The organism is Thalassolituus sp. ST750PaO-4 (genome assembly GCF_020320405.1).
In the GTDB taxonomy this organism is placed as follows: Bacteria; Pseudomonadota; Gammaproteobacteria; order Pseudomonadales; family Oceanobacteraceae; genus Venatoribacter; species Venatoribacter alkanivorans.
Window position 1 is genome coordinate 88,171 of the sequence record NZ_JABVCB010000001.1, and the last position, 15,533, is coordinate 103,703.

A 15,533-nucleotide genomic window follows, 5' to 3' on the forward strand; every position below is an offset into this window, starting at 1 on the left:
GGCAGGCAGCGAAGAAAAGAAAAAGATGATCACAGGCAGCAGCAAAATACTGACAACCCGCACCGTAAACGGTGACTGACCGGGGTTTAAGAAATCGGCGACAGCCGCGAAAAACCCGCTTTTCTGTTCCCTACGCTGGCACTAACCAGATCAGGTTCAACGGGATCCGCAAACACATTGCGATCTCAACCTCTTTGATGTTTCAGCACGCTGAACATCCTGAGGCACCCCGACAGAATCGGCACAGAGTGTACGGCAGAGAAGACTACGCGGACAAGACACCCGGCGGGTTATTTATGCAAAACATCCACGCCGGGCAGGCATCAACGGCGGTCAGAAATGCCGCCGTAAGAGAAACAGCCGGACATTAACGCGCCAGCAGAAAATGCGCGCGGGCCGTGGCAATCGGGCTGGTGCGCTCGGTCTGCCAGGCGGTAATGGCGACGTTGGCGACGCGTGAGCCCTGACGCCAGACCTGACATTCAGCAAAGGTATCCTGATGACGTCCGGCACGCAGATAGTCGAGAGAAAAATCGATCATTTTCGGTAAGGCGGCAGTATCCATGGTCATCATCAGATGCAGTGACGCCGCCAGCTCCATAAAGCCGCCGATTACGCCGCCATGAATGGCCGGTAAAATCGGATTGCCGATATTGTCTTCGTTGGCCGGCAGATGAAACAGCACATCCTGACCAAAACGCTGAAATTTCAGGCCAATTAAATTGGCATAGGGAATACCATCCACCAGCGGCTGGAAATTACCGCTCTGCTGCGCCTGTTGCAGCACGGTTTCAAAACTCATTGTGCAGCTCCTGCAGCCGTTACATCATCGCCCTGCTCGATACGGGCACGGAATTCCGGTGGGGTCATATTTTCGCCGATACGCATAAAGGTGGCAGCACATTTGGCCACCAGATCGCGTTCCTCACCCTGAAATACTTCGCACTCGGTAAACACCACTGAGCTGGCCACGCGCGTTACCCGTGCTTCGGCAAACAGATCGCGGTTTGGTGTTGCCGCTTTCATATAATCCATGCGCAGATCCAGCGTTGGGCACAGCTCAAAGCCCGGCAGTGAGGAAAACACCGCCGTACCGCAGGCGGTATCCATCAGCGTGGTCAGGCTGCCGCCATGCACAGTGCCGGTGACCGGGTTGCCCACAATCTGTTCGCTGTATGGCAGGCGCATAACCAGTACATTGTCCTGCGCGCTTTCAACCGTCAGCCCCAAAACCTGACAGTGACGCAGGGTGGCAACGAAACGCTCGGCCCGTGTTTTAACCGATAAGCTCATAAGATCTCCGCTGAGGGTGATTGTGACAGCCAGACAGGCACAGCACGACTGTGTGAATTCTATCAGGAAATGGCCTGACCGGCGCAAAGGGCGCCCGTTATACCGGAAAGCTGAATTTTGGCAATGATCGCTTCGCCCGGTGTCGTTAACAGAATTGCTCACAACAAACATAAGAACTGAACGTTTTTCTCACCACCCTATAAGACAAACAAGCACCCTGTGCTATGGTTTGACGCCTGAGAAATATCCCCGATACACACCCGGATCAGCCTTTAAAAGGGATCTGCCCCTTAAAGAGAAATGCTATGAATTTTGACGATTACCTGCAGCAGGTTAATAAGCAGGATACGCTGGAAATCCATCCCAGCTGGGGTCAGGGCCGCACCACCTTTGGCGGCCTGTCAGCAGCATTAATCCTGCACCGCATAGAACAGGGTCTGGACGACGGCCAGGTGCTGCGTTCACTGAATGTCAGTTTTTGCGGCCCGCTCAATACCGCTGAACCTTTCACCCTCAGCAGCCAAAGCATCCGCGTTGGTAAATCCGTTGCTCACTATCAGGGCCAGACCGTGCAGCAGGATCAGGTTACTACGCTGGTTAATGCCTGTTTCGGCCGAGAGCGGGAATCGGATATCGAGGTTAAGCTGCCACCTGTCAGCTGTGGCACGCCGGGATCAGGTCAGGCCATGCCCTTTATCAAAGGTATAACTCCGGAATTTACCCAGCATATTAATTTCACCTATGTGGAAGGCGGCCTGCCCTTCACCAACAGCAAACACAATGTTATCCGTGGCTGGATGCGCTTTAACGATGGCGAACGCGCGCTGAGCAATGCCCATCTGGTCGCCCTGATCGATGCCTGGCCGCCAACGCTGCTGCAAAAGCTGAAAAGCCCGGCTCCCTGTGCCAGCGTGACCTGGAGCATCGAGATGGTGACGCCGTTAAGCCAGCTGCCACAGTTACCGGGTGGCAGCGACTGGCTCTGGTACGAGGCGGACATCCGCCAGGCTCACGATGGTTACGGCCATACTGAGGCCCGGATTTACACCGCCGATGGTGTGCTGCTGGCACTCAGCCGCCAGCTGGTGGTGGTTTACGATAAACGCTGAGGCCGTTCTTACTGTAGCCTGATACCTTCGTCTGACTATCAGGCTGCAACAGCAGTTTCTTCCCTCTATTCCTTCCGATTAGTTGCTCAATAAGCAGCGGGCAACTATTACTTAGTCATCAATTTCTCTGCCGATGACAGCTATGGCTACCAACGTTCTGATCTGCGATGACTCAAGTTTTGCCCGTAAACAAATGGCACGGGCGATCCCCAAAGAATGGGAAGTGGACATTCATTTTGCCGGTGATGGCGTGGAAGGCGTACAGGCCATCCGCGAAGGAAAAGGCGAAGTGGTTTTTCTCGATCTGACCATGCCCAATATGGATGGCTACGGCGTACTGGAAACCATCCGCAAAGAAGATCTGCCCGCCATGGTGATTGTGGTATCCGGCGATATTCAGCCCGATGCTCAGGACAGAGTCAAAAAACTCGGGGCAATGGCTTTTATCAAGAAGCCGATTGATGCCGATAAAGCCCGCGAAGTGCTGACCGAATATGGCATTCTGACAGGGGCCTGATATGAGCGTCACATCTACCGCAGTATCTCTGAACGAAGACCAGCGCGACTGTTATCAGGAGCTGACTAACGTCGCCATGGGCCAGGCCGCCGACCGTCTGGCACGACTGCTGGATGTCTATGTGGTGCTGCCGATTCCCAAAGTAAACCTGATTGAATCCAGCGATCTGCACATGGCGATTCAGGATGCTGAAACCGATTCGGCTATGTCGGCGGTATGCCAGGGATTTATTGGCTCCGGTATTGCCGGTGAAGCGCTGCTGTTATTTAACGACACCAGCTTCTCAGATCTGGCCGCACTGATGAATTATGGTGGCGAACTCGACCGTTACGGCGAGCTGGAATTATTAATGGACGTCAGCTCACTGTTAATCGGTGCCTGTATTCAGGGCATTGGTGAGCAGCTGGAGATTCACTTTAATCAGGGTCATCCGGTGGTGCTTGGCCAGCATTGTAAAGTCGATGACATTTTAAAAAGTGGCAATCATCAGTGGACCAAAACCCTGGCGATTGAAATTCACTACACCATCGAGCATGTGAATATCGATTGCGACCTGCTGTTGCTGTTTACCGAAGACTCGGTCGCGAAACTGAACAACAAAATTAATTATCTGCTGGATTAACGTATGACGGATTCAAACATTGAATTTGGTGACATCCACTGGCTGATGGATATTCTGCAGAATATCGACGTCGGTCTGGTGGTACTCGACCGCCAGTACAATATCCAGCTGTGGAATGGCTTTATGGAAAGCCACAGTGGCTTAAGCCCGCAAAAAGCCAAGGGCGAAAACCTGTTCGAGCTGTTCAACGAAATTCCCAAAGACTGGTTTATGAAAAAAGCGGAGCCGGTTTATCAGCTGAAAACCCGCACCTTTACCATCTGGGAGCAACGTCCGTATTTATTCCGCTTTAAAAATTACCGCCCCATTACCGGCCGCGCGTCGGTGATGTATCAGAACACCAGCATTATTCCGCTGGAGTCGATTAACCGCAGCGTTGATCATATCTGCGTGATTATTTATGACGTGACCGACATTGCCGTCAGCCGCGAAGACGTACAATCTGCGCATCAGACCCTGAATGAACTGAACCGCACAGACCAACTGACCGAGCTGTCCAGTCGCGGTTACTGGCTGAAAGATATTGAGCGTGAATTTCTGCGCTGCCAGCGTTCGGTATTACCAAGCACTCTGGTCATGTTTGATCTGGACGATTTCCGTACCATTAATGGCCGCTATGGTCACCAGGCCGGTGACGAGGTACTGCGCTCGGTATCGGAGGGCATACGTCAGACACTGCGTCAGACCGACCATGTCTGCCGTTTCGGCGGTGAAGTATTCGCTGCTCTGCTGGTCGATACCGATGAAGAAGAGGCCGTGGTCTTTGCCGAGCGTATCCGCAAAATGATCGAACGCATGGAAGTCAGGCATGATCAGCAAAGCATCCATGCCACCGCAAGCCTGGGTATTGCCCGTTATCAGAAAGGCTTCGCCAGTGCTCAGGACTGGCTGCAGGCCGCCGACAAAGCGCTGTATCACGCCAAAGAAAGTGGTCGTAACAAAACCACGGTCTATCAGCCCAAAGCACACTAAGCCGGCAGCCTGAACCTGCATGACATATATGCTCAACAAACCTTGCCATTCCTGATCAATAACAACAAAATCACATCCGGCCACTCCGGCCGGATACTGTGAGTTACAGGCATGTCGAGTCACTGGATACCCCGCCCTTTTATTGATGCGCCACTGCGCGGCGCTGCCGGTCTCGGTCTGGACCCCGAACAATTGTGGGCCGCTGCCGGGCTGGATGCTGCCATTCTGGCCGATCCTGAGGGACAGATTAATGCCAATGACTATGCCAGCCTGATGGCAACACTGTGGGCCCACAGTGATGATGAATTTATGGGGCTGGCGAAAGTACGCAGCCATTCCGGCACCTTTGCCATGATGTGCAAGGCCATCATCAGCTGTTCATCACTGGAGCATGCCCTGCATCGTGCCAGGCGCTTTTACGCATTGTTTGACGGCGCCCCCAATATCCGTGTTATTCGCGGTCCGCAGCTATCGCGGCTGCAAATTGAACATGACCCGGCTGCAGACCCCGATCACTTTCTCAGCGAATCCCTGCTGGCTATCTGGCACCGGCTGAGCAGCTGGCTGGTTGGCCAGGGTATTCCCCTGTTATCGGTGGGCTGCTGTTATCCGCCACCGGTGCATGCTGCGCTGTATCAGAACCTGTTTGCCACACCGGTTAAATTCAACGAAGACAGCACCTATCTGCTGATTCCCAGCCGGGTACTCAGCCTGCCGGTCAGTCAGACCGCGGCCTCCCTGCGCGCCTTTTTAAATCACTCTCCGGCTGATTTTCTTGCCCGGCCGAATCCGCATGAAAGCATGACGGGTAAACTGCGTCAGCTGTTTCGCCGTTACGATATCGACAGCCTTCCGGATCTGGCCGAAAGCGCCGCTCAGCTCGGTGTATCCAGTGCTACACTGAGGAGGCGCCTGCATGATGAGCAGATCTCCTTTCAGAAACTGAAAGATGAATGCCGGCTGGAGGAAGCCAGCCTGCGTCTGGCGCAGCAGGATACCAGTATCCGTGAAATTGCCGAGTATCTGGGCTACACCGAAACCAGCACATTCCACCGCGCTTTCAAAAAATGGATGGGACTGACACCGGGTGATTATCGCAGCCAACAACAAGGCATCCGCCGCTGATTCCGGTTATCTGTCGGTTATCCGGTTTGCTGCCTCCCTGATATTTCTGCTCTGCCTTTTTGGTCAGTCGGCGACTGCCCTTGCCGTAACACCGGCCAGCTGGACACTCAGCGAACAGGACTCTGGCCGTCTCCTCGGGCGCGAACTTGAGTACTGGCAGGAAGACAGCCAGCAAGCTCTTACTCTGGACGAATTAAAGGCTTTAAAACCCGAGTGGCGACGCCACCCGGATACCACTCCGAATTTCGGTTTATCGCCAGACGCTTATTGGTTCCGGCTGCGTGTAACATTGCCAGAAGCCAGTGACCAGTGGCGGTTAAGTATTGAATTCCCGTTGCTCGACCGGGTTGATCTGTATCTGCAGTTTGACCAGCGAACCATTCAGCAGGAACAGTTTGGTGATCGCTTGCCGTTCAGCCAGCGCCCCCTGCGACACCGTAATTTTCATATTCCCCTGCGGCTGAATTACGCCGGTGAGTACGAGATTTATCTCAGGGTACAAAGCGCAGGCTCTCTGCAACTGCCTGTTACCTTCTGGTTAAGGGACGAACAGGAAGCGGAAGCGGCCAGTGATTATCTAAGCGCCGGTCTGTATATCGGTTTTATTGCAGCCATTCTGCTGTTTAATTTTTTTATTGCTGCAACAACCCGTGAAATGTACATCCTGTATTTCACCTGCTTTCTGCTGGCTTATCTGCTTTTCTACATTTCACTGAGTGGTTATGGTTTTGAATATCTGTGGCCCGACAACTTATGGCTGGAAGAACGCCTGACCATTCTGGCTGTTGCCGCTGCCTGTATCTTTGCTACGTTATTTGCACGACGTTTTCTGCGCTTAAAACATAATCATCCACGCCTGCACCGGATTAATCAGGGCTGTTTATATCTGGCGTTGCTGGTGTTTATCCTTAATCCGTTTATTGATTATCAGCCCGCAGTAAAAATAACCATGGCGGCTACGTTTATCATCAGCCTGCTCAGTCTGATTGTTGGTATAAGCGCAGCCCTGCAGCGGACCTTATCCGGTTTATTGTATGCCGGCGGCTGGCTGACCCTGCTGCTGGGGGTTATCGTGCACAGCCTGAGTAAAGAAGGCTTGCTGCCCATTACGCCATTAATTGAATACTCTTCACACATTGGCTCCATTTTATTGGTCTGTACTCACAGCATGGCCATTGCCCTGCGTTTTTATGAAGAACGCCAGCAACATAAACTGACGCTGGAGCAGATGACGGAAGCACAGAGAGAAAGCCTGCGCTCGCGCTATCGCATGCAGGAAGCAGAACTGCAGCGTAAACAGACAGAACTGGAAAATCAGGCTAAATCGGTATTTCTGGCCATGATGAGCCACGAAATCCGCACACCGCTGAATGGCGTACTGGGGATGGTGCAGTTACTGGGGCAAACTCCCCTCGACCCGCAACAGCAACGCTATCTGGAAACCATCAGTACGTCCGGAGAATCCCTGCTCACCATTCTTAATGACATTCTGGATCTGTCAAAAATGAATTCCGGCAAACTGCAGCTGGAGATGCAGGAAGTACCTTTACATGAACTGATCAGTGACTGCCTGACGCTGTATTCCCAGCAGGCAAAAGAAAAAGGTCTGGTTCTGCTTGCCCATCTGCACCTGCCGCTGTATCAGACCATTCATACCGACCCAACCCGTCTGCGCCAGATCGTCAACAACCTGCTCAGTAATGCCGTTAAATTTACCAATAGCGGCAGTATTGTTCTGACCCTGCGTTTCAGTGAGCAGAAAATGCTGCTCAGTATCAAAGACACCGGTATCGGTATCAGCAAGGAATATCAAACGCGTTTATTTGAACATTTCAGCCAGGCTGATGCCTCTACCTCACGCAATTACGGCGGCACCGGGCTGGGCCTGAGCATCTGCAAACAGTTAAGCGAATTACTCGGTGGCGATATCAACGTTCACAGCCGCAGCGGCGAGGGCACAGAGTTTATTTTTACCCTGCCCGACTGCCAGCCAGATAATCCGGTGAATATTGAAGTCATTGATGCTGGTACTGTACATATTCAGCTGTCTAAGGCAGAAGAGCGGGAACTGGTTACCCGGTTTATGCGCGAGCTTGGTTTTCAGGTAACGGAACAGGCTCCGGCCGATCTTTTATTCAGTGACCAGCCCCCGGAGGAAAGCAACACTCAGCATTACCGGCGCCTGTTGTATTTATGCGATGAAAACAGCCCTGCACTCAATCCTTTGCAACAGATTGTGCGGCCGTTAAAAACGTCCAGCATAGTGCACCGTCTCAATGGCGTCGGTACGCAATACGGAAATAAACACATAGTACCGGCACAATTATTCAAAGATTGCCTGGTCTGGGTGGCTGAAGATAATCCGGTCAATCAAAAAGTGGTTGTCGGCATGCTGCGCAACCTTGGTCTTAAATATGAAATTTTTTCCGATGGCAGCAGCCTTATTAAGGCCTGGCAGGAAAAGCAACAGGCTCATCCGGATATGATTTTAATGGACTGTGAAATGCCGGTTATGGATGGATTTACCGCCACCCAGCGGCTGCGGGAGCATGAGCAGGAAGCCTCGGGCTATAAGCACATTCCGGTGGTTGCTCTCACCGCTCATGCCCTGCCTGAATACAAGGAAAAAGCCCTGAACAGCGGCTTTGATGATTTTCTCAGCAAACCCATCCGTCAGGAACAGCTGCGCCAGTTATGCCTGCGCTGGCTGCTGCCGCCACCCGACGGAACCTGATGGCTGTAAGAGCGGTAGTAATTACGCAAGGGCTTCATACCTCTGTCACAAAGCGCCGTCCATAATCGCCTTATTACTGACAGCAGAGGCCTTTATGAACTGGTGGCAACAGGGAGTGTTTTATCAGATCTATCCGCGCAGTTTTCAGGACAGCAGTGGCGATGGTGTCGGTGACCTGCAGGGCCTGATTCAGCGGCTTGATTATTTAAATGATGGCACTGAACAATCTCTCGGCATTGATGCCATCTGGCTGTCACCGTTTTTTCCATCCCCCATGCGCGACTTTGGTTACGACATCAGCGACTATTGCGCTATCGATCCGCAGTTCGGCAGCATGGATGATTTCGACGAATTACTGCAGCAGGCGCATCAGCGCCAGATCCGGATTATTCTCGATCTGGTGGTCAATCACACCTCCGACCAGCATCCCTGGTTCCAGCAAAGCTGCGATCCGGATTCTGATAAAGCCGACTGGTATATCTGGCATAAGGGTAAACAGCCGCCCAATAACTGGCTTGGCTGTTTTGGCGGGCGCGGCTGGAGCTTTAACGCTCAGCGTCAGGCCTGGTATTATCACTCTTTTCTGCCACAGCAACCCGACCTTAACTGGCGCAATCCTGCGGTTAAACAGGCCGTTAAACAGGTTATGGAGTTCTGGCTGGCGAAAGGCGTCGATGGCTTCCGTCTGGATGTAGTGAATCTGTATTACAAAGATGCGCAACTGCGTAATAACCCGACCGACTGGTTCAGACTGGCACGGCCTTATGATCGTCAGCGTCATATCTATGATCGTGATCAGCCGGAGATGCACAGTCTGCTGCATGAAATGCGGCACTGGATCGATGCCTGGCCAGAGCGGATGATGGTAGGCGAAGTGATGCTTGCCGATGCCGGCAACAGTGATTTACCGGCCAGTTATTATGGTCAGAATGACGAGCTGCATCTGGCCTTTAATTTTGAATTTTTACGAGCACCGTTTAAAGCCAGTGCCTTTCACGCCATCATCAGAAAATGGACGGAATTATTGGGCAGTGAAAACTGGCCTAATTACACATTAAGTAATCACGATTTTTGCCGTCATGCCAGCCGTTACCGTGCAGGTAAACTCACCCAGTCCCGCCTTGAAATACTCGCCGCCCTGCTGCTGACCTTACGCGGTACGCCGTTTTTATATTACGGCGAAGAAACCGGTATGCCGGAACAAAACGTTAAGCGCCGCGACCTGCAGGACCCGGTGGGTATCCGTTACTGGCCACTGCATCCCGGACGTGATGGCTGCCGCCGGCCGATGATGTGGGATGCTCCGCTTAACACTTTTACTCAGGGGCAGAGCTGGTTGCCGGACGAACCCGTCCCTGCGCACAGCGTTACCCAACAACAGCAAGACCCGCACAGCCTGCTGAGCTGGTATAAAAAACTGATCTGGCTGCGCAAAAAAACACCGGCCCTGCATCAGGGAAAACTGCGCCTTTTACAGGCGTCAGCGGATGTCCTCGCCTATGAGCGCAGTGGTATAAATGCCGGCCGTACGGAACGGCTGCTGATACTGCTGAATTTTTCCAACCGCACGCAATCCACCAGCCTGCACCCACAGGCGCTGGCCACTTGCCTGCTGAATAATAAAAAGAAGGATGAAAGAGAAACCTCAGCGGAGAGTCTGGATTTCCACCATGGCCGTCTGCAACTGCAGCCTCTGCAGGCTCTGGTGCTGCAATTACAGGATGATTATCCGCTGAAGGTTTATGTCTGACGATCTGCGTTAAACGCGGTAATCGTGCGCCGGATAACTGCCTAATATGCGCACTTCGCGGGCAAAGTATTCCAGCTCTTCCAGTGCCAGAATCATATTGTGCTGCTGCGGGTGCCCCTGAATATCAACATGAAAATGGCTGGCCTCCATGGTGCCGCCATCCATATAGCTTTCTAACTTCAGCAGGTTCACACCATTAGTGGCGAAGCCGCCCAGGGCTTTATACAGCGCTGCCGGAATATTGCGCACCGAAAACAGAATACTGGTGATGTAATCCATACCGGGCTCAGCCTGCTGATGCTCCTGCTCACGGCTGAACACCAGAAAACGGGTGGTATTACCGATTACATCCTGAAAATTATCATGCACCACGTTCAGGCCATACAGTTCGGCCGCCAGCGCCGAGGCAATGGCGCCACGCTTGCGGTTTTTGCCCTGACTCAGGTTACGCGCTTCCATCGCCGTATCAACCGCGGCCACCGCCTTCATGCCCAGATTAACAATGCGCTGATGGCACTGCGCCAGCGCCTGCGGATGGGAGGCCACCTCCTCAATATCGCTGAGGTTTACCCCCGGTAATGCCAGCAAACAGTGATTGACCGGTTCAAAATGCTCGGCAATAACAAACAGCGAGGTTTTCGGAATCAACCGGTAAATTTCTTCAACCCGCCCGGCCGTTGAGTTTTCCAGAGGAATCATCGCCCGGTCGGCAAAACCGGAAGCCACCAGCTCCAGCGCCGATAAAAAATCATCGCAGGCAACCGCCTCCCAGTGAGGGAACACCTTACAACAAGCCAGATGCGAATAAGCGCCGGCAGTGCCCTGATAGGCAACCCGTGGCTGCATGAAAATCTCCCCAAATTAATCGAACGGAACAATGTGCCAATGCATTGCCAAGCCAGACGATGCATTATCGCACCACCGCATTATTGCACCACCATGGGGCGCATGAAAAACACCAGCATAAAATGCACCAAAACAAGGCACTAACATAAATTTCAGGATATCCATCGACGTCCCGACATCAACGCCTGCCCGTGCAGACCGCCTGCCGTGCACTTCTGAGCTTATACAGCCCATTCTACCTCTGTTCAGGTTCACCAGAGCACATAAAAGCAGTGCTCTGGGTCAGTAAAATCAGGCGAAAAATCTTATCTGGCACAGTGCCTGCTCTGTCTCATTCAGGTATCTGCTCTACCATTAATTTAACCGGGACAGATAACAGGTATCGATATGAATTTTCAACCAACACTCTGGCCACAATCACTCAGCAGCGATCCACAACTGCTGGAACAATTACGCAGCGCTGGCGAAACAGAGTTGCAGGACTTTCCTGCCGCCTGGCTGAGCCAGTGGCCGGATGTCTGGGCGCCGCTTGCCGCCTGGCTGGCAAGCGAAAAAGGTCGTCTGCCAACAGAAGTGCCGGTTATTGGTATTCATGGTGGTCAGGGATCGGGGAAATCCACCCTGTGTAAAGCCCTGGCACTGGTATACCGCAAAGCTCTGGGCTGGAACACCGTAGTGCTGTCCATTGATGATCTCTACCTGACGCACTCCGAACGCAGCCAGCTGGCACTGAATATTCACCCGCTGCTGACCACCCGTGGCGTGCCCGGCACCCATGATGTGGCACTGGGCATGTTACTGACCCGTCAGCTGCGCAAGCTGAACGAAGGTGAACGTTTAATGATTCCGGTCTTCGATAAAATTCAGGATGACCGCCTGCCGGATAATTATTGGCATAAAGTGACGGGCCCGGTCGATCTGATCCTGTTTGAAGGTTGGTGTGTAGGCTGTCTGCCGGTTGCAGAAGAAGACCTGCAGGAGCCGGTCAACGGCCTTGAAGCCAGCGACGACAGCGACGGCCAATGGCGGCGCTGGGTCAATCAGCAACTGGCCGGCAGCTATGCCGAATGGTTCGCCCAGATCGACCGCCTGCTGATGCTGAAAGTCCCCGACATGAAAGCCGTACACCAGTGGCGCCGCGAACAGGAAGAAAGTAACCGCAAACAATCAGCAGCTCTGTCGCAGAACAAAATCAGTCTGAGTAAAACCACCGACCGCAGCCTCAGCGAGGCCGGGCTGATACGCTTTATTCAGCACTATCAGCGTCTGACCGAGAACGCATTACGCGAGCTGCCAGAGCATGCCGATCTGGTTCTGGAACTGGACACGCAGCATCAGGTTGCCGCCATTCACAGCAAAATCCCGGAGGTGGATAAGCCATGAATACATCCACACATCCGCACAAGACTCCGCCGGAACTGCCTTTGGTTGTGGTCACCGATCTTGATGGCTGTTTGCTGGACCATCACAGCTACAGCGCACAGGCGGCGGAAAAAGCCTTAAAAAAACTGCACAACCTGAATATTCCCTGCGTATTTAACAGCAGTAAAACCTTTGCCGAAATGCTGCTTCTGAGAGAAACGCTGGACAATCACGATCCCTTTGTTTGCGAAAACGGCGGTGCGATTTTTATTCCGAAAAGTAACGGTAATGGCTACAACAGCGAGATTCTGCACAGCAGTTATCTGGCCATACTGAAAGTGCTGCACAGTCTGCGTCAGCAGGGTTTTCAGTTCCGTGGTTTTAACGATATGACCGCCACCGAAGTAGCGGCATTAACCGGTTTATCGGTAGAAGACGCTCACCTGGCAAAACAGCGCAGCGCGTCCGAGCCTCTGGTCTGGACCGGCAGCGATGAGCAGCTCGCAGAATTTCGTCTGGCTCTGAGCAGCCACAACTTGCGTTTGCTCAGTGGCGGCCGTTTTCATCATGTGATGGGGCCTAACGATAAGGCCCACGGTCTGGAATTCTGCCGTCATCATTACGAAGCGTTATGGCAACAGCCGGTGAAAGTTGTCGCCCTGGGTGATGGCGAAAATGACCGCGCCATGCTCAGCGCCGCCGACTACGCCATTGTGATTCCCGGTATAAAAAACACCCTCGAACTGCAGCACCCACAGCTGCGGATTGCCAGTAAAGCCGGACCGGCGGGCTGGAATGAAACCTTACTTTCCCTGTTAGATGACCTGTTCAAGGAGGCTCATAGTGGCTGATTTTTATCAGAACGGCATTATTACCACTCTGCATAATCTGGTTGACCGTCCACTGGACGAATTAGAAAAAGAACTCATCAGTTTTTCACGTATCAGGCCCATGTCGCTGGTGCTGCCCTCTCTCTACTCCGAACTCAGCGGCCCGGCACTGGACAACATTATCAACGACGTTGCCAAAGTCCCCTACCTTAATGAAATCGTGATTGGCCTTGATCGCGCCGATGAAAAAGAATATGCCCATGCCCGGGAGTTTTTCTCGCGCCTGCCGCAGCATCACCGCATTTTATGGAACGATGGCCCGCGCCTGCGCAAAATTGATGAGTTGCTGCAAAATGAAGGTCTGGCGCCGAAAGAAATGGGTAAAGGCCGTAACGTCTGGTACTGCTATGGCTATGTACTGGCTTCCGGGCGCGCCGAAGCCGTCGCCCTGCACGATTGCGATATTGTGACGTACGAGCGCAGTATGCTGGCCCGTCTGATTTATCCGGTGGCCAATCCGGCATTTAACTATGAATTTGCCAAAGGTTTTTATGCCCGTGTGGCTGCACAGAAACTTAATGGCCGGGTCAGCCGTTTACTGGTAACGCCGTTGATCCGCGCCCTGAAAAAAGTCTATGGCTCTCTCGATTATCTGGAATATCTCGACAGCTTCCGCTATCCGCTGTCGGGTGAATTTTCCATGCGTACCGATGTGCTGAACGATATCCGCATTCCCTCCGACTGGGGGCTGGAAATCGGCGTGCTGTCGGAAATGAAGCGAAACTATTCAACCAATCGCATCTGCCAGGTCGATATTGCCGATGTGTATGACCATAAACACCAGCCTCTGTCGGAAAAAGACGCCAGCCGGGGGCTGTCGAAAATGAGCACCGATATCTGCAAAGCCATTTTCCGTAAGCTGGCCACTCAGGGAGAAATTTTTACCACCGAAACCTTCCGCTCAATTAAAGCCACCTACTTCCGCATTGCGCTGGATTTTGTTGAAACCTATTACAACGATGCGCGGATGAATGGTTTAACACTCGATCGCCATTCCGAAGAAAAAGCCGTGGAACTGTTTGCCGAAAATATTATGGCTGCCGGTGAGCATTTCCTCGCCAATCCGATGGAAACGCCCTTTATTCCCAGCTGGAACCGGGTAATCTCAGCCGTACCCGATATTCTCGACCGCATCTATGAAGCTGTCGAAGAAGACAATCACTGACGGGGTCAGTGATTGTCTACCGGCTGTTGGCGATGTATCAGTGAAAATACATCGGCAGGCGGTCAGCCTGGGGGCGCTCGGCGTTATTGATCATCTCGTCGTAGGGCAACTGCTGTACCATAAAACCTTTGCGTACACCCAGGCTGGCCAGCTTTCCGGAACACTCCGATAAGCCGCGGAAACGTACCGGCATGCCATCTTCCATCAGCAGGCTAAGACGCCCCATATAGTCCACCTGTACCAGATAGAGATCGCCCTCATTGGTGAGGATATTGACATCCACTCCCCCCTGACGCAGTGCTTTTTTAAGTTCTGACGTAGTCATATCACTTCTCCTGTGTCCGCAGACCCAAACCTATACAAGACATATACAACAATATACACAGACAGCCCTATAAGGGTTAAGAATTCTTTGCTATCAAAAAAACACCGACCTCTGTATTTGACAATATGCGATGATGCCCTCAAAAATGACGTCCCTTTCCGTTTTTACACCGCAGTCACCGCCTGTGGTAAACCGTTGGATAGTTATGGCTAATATCGCGTCACCTGAAAAAATTGCCCGCCGCCGCCAGGATATTCTGGATGCAGCCATCGATATTTTTGCTGAAAAAGGCTTCCATGCCAGTGGCATTGCCGATATCGCCACCCGCCTGGGTATTGGTCATGGCACGGTTTACCGCTACTACAAAAATAAGCGTGATATTTTTAACGAAATTCTGAATCTGCTGCTGAGTGAGATGTCGACCGTCGTGCAGCAGGACCCACCCAACACCAACTCGCTGGCTGAATATCAGCAGCAACTGGAGCGTATTGCTGACCGGTTAATTGCTATTTTCCGCGAACGGCCGCAACTGGCACGCATCGCTTTTTATGAATCCTATGGGGTGGATGCCGACATCAGTGATGCGGTAAACCGCATTCAGGAATTATTCGCTGAATTTACCGCCTACTATCTGCAAAACGGTATCAGCAAAGCCTTTCTGCGCAACGAAATGAATACCGCCATCGCCGCACAACTGGTCACCGCTATGCTGATGGAAACGGTTAAACATGTCGCGCTTAATGACTTCAGCGATGAGCAGATAGAGCCCTGGCGGCACGAGATTATCCGCCTGATGATCGGCGGCCTCAGCCGCTGATGCATT

General features: G+C 52.6%; 15 protein-coding genes and 1 riboswitch. Of the genes, 11 read left to right on the forward strand and 4 right to left on the reverse strand.

Annotated elements, in window-relative coordinates; translation table 11 throughout:
• Positions 1 to 110 precede the first annotated feature (110 nt).
• Positions 111 to 242: riboswitch (TPP riboswitch) on the reverse strand.
• A 125-nt stretch (positions 243 to 367) separates the two neighbouring features.
• The gene (locus HUF18_RS00385; RefSeq protein WP_145470412.1) at positions 368 to 802 is read right to left on the reverse strand and encodes a PaaI family thioesterase; all 435 of its coding nucleotides are present in this window, start codon (positions 800 to 802) and stop codon (positions 368 to 370) included.
• Positions 799 to 1,293, reverse strand: coding sequence for a PaaI family thioesterase (locus HUF18_RS00390; RefSeq protein WP_225690682.1), 495 nt, complete (start codon positions 1,291 to 1,293; stop codon positions 799 to 801). Before HUF18_RS00390 ends, HUF18_RS00385 begins: the two co-directional genes overlap by 4 nt.
• A gap of 305 nt (positions 1,294 to 1,598) precedes the next feature.
• Here HUF18_RS00390 and HUF18_RS00395 point away from each other — a divergent pair, with 305 nt between their 5' ends.
• From HUF18_RS00395 to HUF18_RS00425, 7 genes are all read left to right on the forward strand, one after another.
• On the forward strand, positions 1,599 to 2,402 hold the full coding sequence (locus tag HUF18_RS00395) for an acyl-CoA thioesterase (protein ID WP_225690683.1): 804 nt from the start codon (positions 1,599 to 1,601) through the stop codon (positions 2,400 to 2,402).
• Positions 2,403 to 2,544: 142 nt separating this feature from the next.
• A complete protein-coding gene (locus tag HUF18_RS00400) occupies positions 2,545 to 2,919 on the forward strand; it encodes a response regulator (RefSeq protein ID WP_186436012.1) in 375 nt (124 codons plus the stop codon).
• Position 2,920: 1 nt separating this feature from the next.
• The gene (locus HUF18_RS00405; RefSeq protein ID WP_186436011.1) at positions 2,921 to 3,541 is read left to right on the forward strand and encodes a histidine kinase; all 621 of its coding nucleotides are present in this window, start codon (positions 2,921 to 2,923) and stop codon (positions 3,539 to 3,541) included.
• 3 nt (positions 3,542 to 3,544) lie between these two features.
• The gene (locus HUF18_RS00410) at positions 3,545 to 4,513 is read left to right on the forward strand and encodes a GGDEF domain-containing protein (protein ID WP_225690684.1); all 969 of its coding nucleotides are present in this window, start codon (positions 3,545 to 3,547) and stop codon (positions 4,511 to 4,513) included.
• Between the two features lie 111 nt (positions 4,514 to 4,624).
• Positions 4,625 to 5,638, forward strand: coding sequence for an AraC family transcriptional regulator (locus tag HUF18_RS00415; RefSeq protein WP_225690685.1), 1,014 nt, complete (start codon positions 4,625 to 4,627; stop codon positions 5,636 to 5,638).
• Complete coding sequence (locus tag HUF18_RS00420; protein WP_225690686.1) at positions 5,601 to 8,372, forward strand: hybrid sensor histidine kinase/response regulator; 2,772 nt, start codon at positions 5,601 to 5,603, stop codon at positions 8,370 to 8,372. Before HUF18_RS00415 ends, HUF18_RS00420 begins: the two co-directional genes overlap by 38 nt.
• A 94-nt stretch (positions 8,373 to 8,466) precedes the next feature.
• A complete protein-coding gene (locus tag HUF18_RS00425) occupies positions 8,467 to 10,122 on the forward strand; it encodes an alpha-amylase family glycosyl hydrolase (RefSeq protein WP_225690687.1) in 1,656 nt (551 codons plus the stop codon).
• Positions 10,123 to 10,131: 9 nt separating this feature from the next.
• Here the strand turns inward: HUF18_RS00425 and HUF18_RS00430 are convergent, their stop codons facing one another.
• Positions 10,132 to 10,968, reverse strand: a complete 837-nt coding sequence (locus HUF18_RS00430) for a prephenate dehydratase (RefSeq protein ID WP_145470397.1) — start codon at positions 10,966 to 10,968, stop codon at positions 10,132 to 10,134.
• A gap of 387 nt (positions 10,969 to 11,355) precedes the next feature.
• Between HUF18_RS00430 and HUF18_RS00435 the strand changes: the two genes are divergently transcribed.
• The 3 genes from HUF18_RS00435 to HUF18_RS00445 are packed head-to-tail and all read left to right on the forward strand — an operon-like array spanning position 11,356 to position 14,385.
• On the forward strand, positions 11,356 to 12,351 hold the full coding sequence (locus tag HUF18_RS00435; RefSeq protein ID WP_225690688.1) for a hypothetical protein: 996 nt from the start codon (positions 11,356 to 11,358) through the stop codon (positions 12,349 to 12,351).
• Positions 12,348 to 13,181 (forward strand): HAD-IIB family hydrolase, encoded by an 834-nt coding sequence (locus tag HUF18_RS00440; RefSeq protein ID WP_225690690.1) that lies wholly within the window; start codon positions 12,348 to 12,350, stop codon positions 13,179 to 13,181. The genes HUF18_RS00435 and HUF18_RS00440 overlap by 4 nt, the downstream gene beginning before the upstream one ends.
• Positions 13,174 to 14,385, forward strand: coding sequence for a glycosyl transferase (locus tag HUF18_RS00445; protein WP_225690692.1), 1,212 nt, complete (start codon positions 13,174 to 13,176; stop codon positions 14,383 to 14,385). Before HUF18_RS00440 ends, HUF18_RS00445 begins: the two co-directional genes overlap by 8 nt.
• A 37-nt stretch (positions 14,386 to 14,422) precedes the next feature.
• Here HUF18_RS00445 and HUF18_RS00450 read toward each other — a convergent pair whose 3' ends face one another.
• On the reverse strand, positions 14,423 to 14,710 hold the full coding sequence (locus HUF18_RS00450; RefSeq protein ID WP_225690694.1) for a DUF6482 family protein: 288 nt from the start codon (positions 14,708 to 14,710) through the stop codon (positions 14,423 to 14,425).
• Between the two features lie 205 nt (positions 14,711 to 14,915).
• On the opposite strand from HUF18_RS00450, the gene HUF18_RS00455 reads away from it, so the two are divergent.
• The gene (locus HUF18_RS00455; protein ID WP_225690696.1) at positions 14,916 to 15,527 is read left to right on the forward strand and encodes a TetR/AcrR family transcriptional regulator; all 612 of its coding nucleotides are present in this window, start codon (positions 14,916 to 14,918) and stop codon (positions 15,525 to 15,527) included.
• Positions 15,528 to 15,533: the final 6 nt, after the last annotated feature.

What these genes read in the sequence shown, in the direction of transcription:
- HUF18_RS00450 (WP_225690694.1), bottom strand. Translation starts at nt 14,710, where the DNA reads ATGACTACGTCAGAACTTAAAAAAGCACTGCGTCAGGGGGGAGTGGAT.
- HUF18_RS00390 (WP_225690682.1), bottom strand. Translation starts at nt 1,293, where the DNA reads ATGAGCTTATCGGTTAAAACACGGGCCGAGCGTTTCGTTGCCACCCTG.
- HUF18_RS00440 (WP_225690690.1), top strand. Translation starts at nt 12,348, where the DNA reads ATGAATACATCCACACATCCGCACAAGACTCCGCCGGAACTGCCTTTG.
- HUF18_RS00415 (WP_225690685.1), top strand. Translation starts at nt 4,625, where the DNA reads ATGTCGAGTCACTGGATACCCCGCCCTTTTATTGATGCGCCACTGCGC.
- HUF18_RS00425 (WP_225690687.1), top strand. Translation starts at nt 8,467, where the DNA reads ATGAACTGGTGGCAACAGGGAGTGTTTTATCAGATCTATCCGCGCAGT.
- HUF18_RS00385 (WP_145470412.1), bottom strand. Translation starts at nt 802, where the DNA reads ATGAGTTTTGAAACCGTGCTGCAACAGGCGCAGCAGAGCGGTAATTTC.
- HUF18_RS00430 (WP_145470397.1), bottom strand. Translation starts at nt 10,968, where the DNA reads ATGCAGCCACGGGTTGCCTATCAGGGCACTGCCGGCGCTTATTCGCAT.
- HUF18_RS00405 (WP_186436011.1), top strand. Translation starts at nt 2,921, where the DNA reads ATGAGCGTCACATCTACCGCAGTATCTCTGAACGAAGACCAGCGCGAC.
- HUF18_RS00410 (WP_225690684.1), top strand. Translation starts at nt 3,545, where the DNA reads ATGACGGATTCAAACATTGAATTTGGTGACATCCACTGGCTGATGGAT.
- HUF18_RS00435 (WP_225690688.1), top strand. Translation starts at nt 11,356, where the DNA reads ATGAATTTTCAACCAACACTCTGGCCACAATCACTCAGCAGCGATCCA.
- HUF18_RS00400 (WP_186436012.1), top strand. Translation starts at nt 2,545, where the DNA reads ATGGCTACCAACGTTCTGATCTGCGATGACTCAAGTTTTGCCCGTAAA.
- HUF18_RS00455 (WP_225690696.1), top strand. Translation starts at nt 14,916, where the DNA reads ATGGCTAATATCGCGTCACCTGAAAAAATTGCCCGCCGCCGCCAGGAT.
- HUF18_RS00395 (WP_225690683.1), top strand. Translation starts at nt 1,599, where the DNA reads ATGAATTTTGACGATTACCTGCAGCAGGTTAATAAGCAGGATACGCTG.